General features: G+C 64.4%; 2 protein-coding genes. Both read right to left on the reverse strand.

Annotated elements, in window-relative coordinates; genetic code table 11:
- Positions 1 to 64: 64 nt before the first annotated feature.
- A complete protein-coding gene (gene istB / locus NA3_RS35225; RefSeq protein ID WP_062969239.1) occupies positions 65 to 862 on the reverse strand; it encodes an IS21-like element helper ATPase IstB in 798 nt (265 codons plus the stop codon).
- Positions 862 to 2103, reverse strand: coding sequence for an IS21 family transposase (gene istA, locus NA3_RS35230; RefSeq protein ID WP_062969241.1), 1242 nt, complete (start codon positions 2101 to 2103; stop codon positions 862 to 864). Before istA ends, istB begins: the two co-directional genes overlap by 1 nt.
- Between the last annotated feature and the right edge of the window lie 70 nt (positions 2104 to 2173).

Below are 2173 nucleotides of genomic sequence, written 5' to 3' on the forward strand. Positions count from 1 at the left end.
AACTTCGGTTGAATGGTGACCCGGTCGTTCCGGTTGAATTTGGACCCACCCCTTGTTGGTTTGGTTAGTCGTTGGTTTTGGCCGCGGGGACGCGGCCGAGGTCTCGGTCCTTGAGGCGGTAGCTGTCTCCCTTCATCGAGATGACTTCGGCGTGGTGGACGAGGCGGTCGATCATCGCGGCGGCGACAACATCGTCGCCGAACACTTCGCCCCAGCGTCCGAAGGGTTTGTTGCTGGTGACGATCAGCGAGGCTCGTTCGTATCGAGACGAGACGAGCTGGAAGAACAGGTTCGCGGCCTCTGCTTCGAAGGGGATGTAGCCGACTTCGTCGACGATGATGAGCGGAATCCGGCCGAGTTTGATCAGTTCTGCCTGCAGTTTTCCGGCGTGGTGGGACTCGGCCAGGCGGGAGACCCATTCCGCGGCGGTGGCGAACGCGACGCGATGCCCGGCTTGGCAGGCGCGGATTCCGAGCCCGATCGACAAATGCGTTTTGCCGGTTCCGGGCGGGCCCAGGAACACCACGTTCTCCTTGGCGGTGATGAAATCCAGGGTTCCCAGGTGGGTGATGGTGTCGCGCTTGAGGGAGCGTTGATGGTCGAAGTCGAACTCCTCCAATGATTTCCGTGACGGGAAGCGGGCGCTGCGGATGCGTCCTTCGCCGCCGTGGGATTCGCGGGCAGAGACCTCGCGCTGCAGGCAAGCGGCCAGGAACTCTTCGTGGCTCCAGCTCTCGGCGCGGGCGCGTTCGGCCAACCGCTCGACCGCGTTGCCGAGCGTCGGTGCTTTGAGTGCTCGTGCGAGATAGGCGATTTCGGAGGTGACGTTGCGGGAGCCGTTCGCTGTGGTTTTGGTGGCCATCAGGCGATTTCCTCGCTGCTGCCGGCCTCGTCGAGGTCGAACATGCGGTCGTAGTCGGAGAGGTTGCGATGCTCGACATCGGTGTCGATCGCGGGGACCGCGATCAGGCGCCGGGACCGGCGCAGATCCGCGGCCGCGGCCGCGTGGTCGGGATCGGTGATGGTTTGATGGTCGGCCCAACATCGTTGGTGGCGAGCAAGTTCGGCTCCGGCCACGGTGACCACGACCTGGTCCAAATCCGCTCGGACCTCGACCCGGCGGCCGATCGCGCCCGGATGCACCGAGTAGTCGTTGGAGTCCAAACGAACGTAATGATCGCGAGGCAGACGCGTCGTGAGCCGCCACCCGACCACCGGATCAACCGGCGGCAGATCGAGCATCGCTGCAAGGTCGGCCTCCCAGCGATCGACCGGCCGGCACTCCAACCGGCGATGATGACGCTGGTTGGCCTTGACCAGCCAATCACCGAGTTGGGCGTTGAAATCGGCCGGGCTCGCGAACACCCGGCCCGGCAGGAACGACGTCTCCAGATAGCCGTTCGCCCGTTCCACCAGCCCCTTGGCTTCCGGGTCACGAGGGCGGCACTGAATCACCCTGATGCCCAGCGATCCTCGGAACGCGTTCATCGTTTCGGTCAGCTGCGGTTTTCCGCCGCGCCATTGACCGACCGCGGACTCGTTGTCCCACACCAGAGCTCGTGGAACCCGCCCCCACCGCGAGATCAACAGCCAATGCCCGGCCAGCAGATCCGGACTCTGTCGGGTCGGGATCATCGTCGCCGCGATAATCCGCGAATAGCCGCTGACCATCACCAACACCGGCGGATGACCGACATGCCCGAACCCCAGCGGAATGTCGGCCGGCGGGAACCACAGATCGCACTGCGCGAGCTCACCAGGCTGATACTCGGTGCGCGAGGCCGGATCCACCGGCTTGAACAACGGCCGCAACTGCTGCACCCGCTCGAAGAACACCGTCTTGCCGCGCTGCCAGCCGACTCGCTCCATGATCACCGTCGTCGGCATGTCCGGAAACTCGCTCAGCAACGCCCGGATCCGCGGCTCGAACTCATCGACCGCCGACCCACCCGGCTTGCGCTGATACTGCGGCGGCGCATGCGAAGCCAATGCCTTCTTCACCGTGTTCTTCGAAATATTCATCCGCCGAGCGATCGCGCGAATCGCCATCCCCTCCGCGCGATGCAACCGGCGGATCTCCGCCCAGTCCTCCACGTTCAGCACCTCATGATCGTTCACGGGGTGGGTCAGCATTCACCCGGAATCAGAGGGTCAGTCTTCAGGCGGAAGCGAC

The organism is Nocardia africana NBRC 100379 (assembly GCF_001612635.1).
GTDB classification, from domain to species: Bacteria; Actinomycetota; Actinomycetes; order Mycobacteriales; family Mycobacteriaceae; genus Nocardia; species Nocardia africana.

Bases quoted from the DNA above. Each gene is read 5' to 3' on its own strand.
- istB (WP_062969239.1), bottom strand. From the start codon at position 862: ATGGCCACCAAAACCACAGCGAACGGCTCCCGCAACGTCACCTCCGAA.